Source organism: Chryseobacterium sp. SSA4.19 (genome assembly GCF_022601875.1).
GTDB lineage: Bacteria > Bacteroidota > Bacteroidia > Flavobacteriales > Weeksellaceae > Chryseobacterium.
In genome coordinates this window covers 1-4,860 of the sequence record NZ_JAKVIP010000054.1, presented here as the reverse complement: position 1 = coordinate 4,860, position 4,860 = coordinate 1, and the positions used below count along the sequence as shown (strand labels likewise).

Annotated in this window: 4 protein-coding genes; 2 read left to right on the top strand and 2 right to left on the bottom strand. The window is 36.1% G+C overall.

Annotated elements, in window-relative coordinates:
* The first annotated feature begins 196 nt into the window (after positions 1-196).
* Together MKJ01_RS18625 and MKJ01_RS18620 are read left to right on the top strand one after the other, a co-directional pair.
* Positions 197-2,182: a urocanate hydratase gene (locus tag MKJ01_RS18625; protein ID WP_241615748.1), complete on the top strand. Its 1,986-nt coding sequence runs from the start codon at positions 197-199 to the stop codon at positions 2,180-2,182.
* Positions 2,183-2,213: 31 nt separating this feature from the next.
* Complete coding sequence (locus MKJ01_RS18620) at positions 2,214-2,591, top strand: hypothetical protein (RefSeq protein WP_241615749.1); 378 nt, start codon at positions 2,214-2,216, stop codon at positions 2,589-2,591.
* Between the two features lie 228 nt (positions 2,592-2,819).
* Here MKJ01_RS18620 and MKJ01_RS18615 read toward each other — a convergent pair whose 3' ends face one another.
* Entirely contained in the window at positions 2,820-3,734 is a 915-nt protein-coding gene (locus MKJ01_RS18615; protein ID WP_241615750.1) for a DUF4435 domain-containing protein, read from the bottom strand.
* 3 nt (positions 3,735-3,737) lie between these two features.
* Positions 3,738-4,745, bottom strand: a complete 1,008-nt coding sequence (locus MKJ01_RS18610) for an AAA family ATPase (RefSeq protein ID WP_241615751.1) — start codon at positions 4,743-4,745, stop codon at positions 3,738-3,740.
* Positions 4,746-4,860: the final 115 nt, after the last annotated feature.

Here is a 4,860-nt window from a genome sequence, read left to right as displayed (position 1 = left end):
TATGGATAGGTCTTGGACGATTGAAAGACATCATACAAGCTTTTGATGCTTTTAAAGATGTGTCCACACGATAGTCCTCTGGAGGGGAATTCATGCGCCGGGAATTCTTAATGTTTAGTTGCAGGGATTTTCTAATTTGAATATCTTTAAAACTTTGAAATCAGAATAACTAAAACTATAAACGTTACACATCAATATGACTTTCCAGGAACAGATACAGCAAGGCATCCCGAGCCAGTTACCAGCACCGAAACCCTACGAAACCCATATCAACCACGCTCCGAAACGTAAAGAGATTTTAGGAGAAGAAGAAAAAAAACTAGCTTTAAAAAATGCACTGCGCTATTTTGAGCCGCGGTTTCATGCAGAACTGCTTCCGGAATTTAAGGAAGAATTAGAAAGATACGGCAGGATTTACATGTACCGCTTCCGTCCGGATTATGAAATGAAGGCGAGGCCGATTTCAGAATATCCGGGAAAATCCGAGCAGGCGAAAGCGATTATGCTGATGATCCAGAACAACCTGGATTATGCCGTGGCGCAACATCCCCATGAACTGATTACGTACGGTGGAAACGGTGCGGTGTTCTCCAACTGGGCACAGTATCTTCTGACGATGAAATACCTGTCGGAAATGACAGACGAGCAGACCTTAACCATGTATTCCGGTCATCCAATGGGACTGTTCCCGTCTCATAAAGATGCACCAAGAGTGGTCGTAACCAACGGAATGATGATTCCGAATTATTCTAAACCGGATGATTGGGAAAAATTCAATGCACTCGGGGTGACGCAGTACGGACAGATGACGGCGGGAAGTTATATGTACATCGGCCCGCAGGGAATCGTTCACGGAACGACCATTACCGTCCTCAATGCATTTAGAAAGATCAATAAAGAGCCGAAAGGCGGATTATTTGTCACTTCAGGATTGGGCGGGATGTCCGGGGCTCAGCCAAAAGCTGGAAATATCGCAGGTTGCGTGACCGTCATTGCAGAAGTTAACCCGAAGATAACCAAAATCCGCCACGAACAGAAATGGGTCAATGAGATCCACGAAAATCTGGATGAACTGGTAACAAGAGTAAGAAAGGCGCAGGAAAACAACGAAACGGTTTCTCTGGCGTACCTCGGAAATATCGTTGAGGTCTGGGAGAAATTTGATCAGGAAAATGTAAGAATCGATATCGGGTCAGACCAGACTTCGCTTCACAATCCGTGGGCGGGCGGTTATTATCCGGTTGGACAGACCTTTGAAGAATCCAACACCATGATGGCGGAGAATCCTGAATTGTTCAAAGAAAAAGTCCAGGAAACTTTGAGAAGGCACGCTGAAGCCATCAACAGGCATACGGAAAAAGGAACCTACTTTTTCGATTACGGAAACGCCTTTTTGCTGGAAGCATCAAGAGCCGGAGCTGATGTGATGGCAGAAAACCCTACGATTGGCAGGGAATTCAGATATCCGAGCTACGTTCAGGATATTATGGGACCGATGTGTTTTGATTACGGTTTCGGGCCATTCCGTTGGGTGTGTACCAGTGGGAAACCGGAAGATTTACAGAAAACGGATGAAATTGCCTGCCAGGTTTTAGAAGAAATGATTAAACATTCCCCGGAAGAAATCCAGCAGCAGATGAAAGACAATATCACTTGGATTAAAGGCGCACAGGAAAACAAACTGGTCGTAGGTTCGCAGGCGAGAATTTTATACGCCGATGCCGAAGGAAGGATGAAAATCGCAGAAGCCTTTAACAAAGCCATTGCAGCCGGAGAAATCGGAGCGGTGGTTTTGGGCAGGGATCATCACGATGTTTCTGGGACGGATTCACCATACCGCGAGACTTCCAATATTTATGACGGTTCAAGATTCACCGCCGATATGGCGATCCATAATGTGATCGGCGACAGTTTCCGCGGGGCGACCTGGGTTTCCATCCACAACGGCGGCGGCGTTGGCTGGGGCGAAGTGATCAACGGTGGTTTCGGGATGCTGCTTGACGGAAGCGATGATGCCGACCGAAAATTAAAAACCATGCTGTTCTGGGATGTGAACAACGGAATCTCCCGACGAAGCTGGGCGAGAAATGAAGGTGCTGTTTTCGCGATTAAAAGAGCCATGGAAGCTGAACCGAATCTGAAAGTGACACTTCCGAATTTTGTGGATGAAAGTTTGTTTTAATTTGAGAATCTGAAAATGAATTAATTTGAAAATGGATATTCACCATCAATTTACAAGTATGTACTTTCTGCTTTTGTTGACAGTTTTTATTGTAATTAATCTTGTCATCTTAAGATTTAAAAAACAAAATTGGAAAGTTTTGTTAGATTGGAAAGTGATTGCGTTAGCTTTTGTCATTACGTTTTTGGGACTGTTATATTCTGAATCTTCAAAATCAGATGATTGGCTTATTGAAACTTATGGCTTTCCAAAATATTTTTATTTTAAAAAATCTTCTTTAGGAAAAGATGCTTTTATGGATTGGGGAATTGTACGGTTTGATTATATAAATTTTCTGCAAAATTTTATTCTCATTTTTCTTTTGGTAGACATTTTTAAACTACTATTAAAAAGAAGTTTAAAAAGATAAAACATTTCCAGAGCAATGGAAGCAGAACCTAATTTTGTGGATGAAAATTTGTTTTAAAAACTGTTTAGATAGTATAAAAACCTGCTGTGAGGCAGGTTTTATCTTTTATGATAGCGCGGATTTATAACCGTGCTTTATTTTTGTGCTTGCTCACGGATTGCAAATCCGCGAGATCGTGTTTTTCTTTGTTGTTTTATCACTGTTGTTACTAAATTTTTTATTTATAGCTTAATTATATTTTGATATAAATTGTTCTAAACAATTTGGAGAATCAGCATAACAAGTTAAAAGTGTTAAGGCTGTTGAGTTATCCATATTATATTTTATTTTTCTTGTTAATACTGTTCTTTTCTTCGGATCTGCACCATTCTCTATTAATTGTCTAATAAATGATGTCATAAAATTAAATATATACTTACCACGTAGAATAAGTCTTAAATCTCCCGATTTTAAATTATTTATTTCATCATCCAACTGCTGTTGAGTAAAGGGAAAATGATTTGGATACTTTTGTAATATACTATCAATATTGTAATTCGAATTAACGGATTCAAGAGTCATATCTATAAATGTAGGTATTAAACTATTAGATAAATTAATGTCTGGATAAGTGTTTTGTTCTTCGCCAATTTTTTTTTGAAGTTTATACCACGCATTAAATAAGAGCGAAGCATTTAAAAAATCTGCTAATAAACTTTCATACAGTGTTAAAACTTCATTATGGAGTGGCTCATCTTCACCAATTTGCAAATCTGTTTTTATAAATTCTTTGAAAGCATTTGTCGAACAATATAGATTTTCAATAGAATAAGATGGTGTTTCATAAATTTCTGAATATTGATTTTTTATAGATTCATCAAAGTCCTTATCAATAAAAAATGCTAATTTGTATTTGTTATATTCCTTATGATTCTTAATAAGCTTGTAAGCTTTTTTTACCATAGCTTTATTTCCACAGCTTATATATTGAAAATCGCCATTAAAATTTGCCTTTATTCGAAGATGATAATATGGGGCATCCTTATTTTCGAAAAAACAAAATAAAGAATTTTCTTTAGAGCTGGTCAAAAGTACAAATTTTTGATAAGCTACTGAAGTAGCTTCTTCTCTTTCTCTTTTTAAATCTTCAACTGTTAACGCCATACTCTACTGAAATTTTATATATTGATTTAATCCAATAGCAGTTTTTTCTAATGTATTATCAAAAATAAAAGGAGAATGCGTTACTGCTAATAGAAACTTACATTTATTAGATGAAACTATATCAGGAAGTAAAAGTTTTTGCCAGTAAATCGAAAGTGATAACTCAGGCTCATCAAAAAGGACTATGAAATTCTTACTATCTGATAAATAAATTCTAGAAAATAAAGAAATAATTTGTTTTTCTCCAGATGACAGTTTGCTGAGTAAATCCGTTAGCAAGACTCTTTTTTTGTTTTCTGAAAGTAAATAAAATTCAACTTCACTTGCTTCATAAAATATCTCTTTATCAGAAAATTTTAAATATTTATTACACACTGAAATGAAACTTTCTATTGAGTTATCAATCTCTCTTTGCTTTTCATAGATAGTTACAAGTTTTTGTAAGAAATAGACTAAATATTTATCGTCAATTTCTTTAAGTTTTTTATCTGATACAATAGTCGTAATTTTATCCTTGTCCGCTTTACTAATAGCTTCTCCAACCCGAGCAAGAATAATATCAATATCATTTTTACTTATGTTTTGTAGCTCACTACTATCAATATCGGGAACACCTTTAACTAGCTGACTCAATATTTCAGACGAAATCTGAGAGAGTCCTTTACTAGATAGATTATTTATGTCTCGTTTTAATTCATCAAATCTTTGACGAACATCCTTCATTCCAAATTGTATCAACCGAACATCTCCTTGATTTATTTTTTTTTCGTCTTCAAGTCCTAAATTTATAAGATCTTCTTCAATTCTTCTGAATGTAGGAAAATACATTATTTCGGTGTCTACTAACTCTTTCTTAAGGGTTTCTTTAGCTTTTCTGATTTTTTCATTCTCCTCTCCAAAACCACAAATTATTTTTAATGCACTCAAAATGATTCTGGTCGGATAACGCCTGAAAACATCTGATGTATATCTTCGCATATCAATTCTCTCTAAAATAATATGTGGATGCATATTTTTAGCTAACATATTACTAATCTCAATAATATCAATGGATATACTAACTTATCGTCCAGTAAAAGTTAAGCATAAAGCCTTAATTTTAACTTATGAAACGAGAGCGAAAAAT

Bases quoted from the DNA above. Each gene is read 5' to 3' on its own strand.
- MKJ01_RS18625 (WP_241615748.1), top strand. From the start codon at position 197: ATGACTTTCCAGGAACAGATACAGCAAGGCATCCCGAGCCAGTTACCA.
- MKJ01_RS18620 (WP_241615749.1), top strand. From the start codon at position 2,214: ATGGATATTCACCATCAATTTACAAGTATGTACTTTCTGCTTTTGTTG.
- MKJ01_RS18615 (WP_241615750.1), bottom strand. From the start codon at position 3,734: ATGGCGTTAACAGTTGAAGATTTAAAAAGAGAAAGAGAAGAAGCTACT.
- MKJ01_RS18610 (WP_241615751.1), bottom strand. From the start codon at position 4,745: ATGCATCCACATATTATTTTAGAGAGAATTGATATGCGAAGATATACA.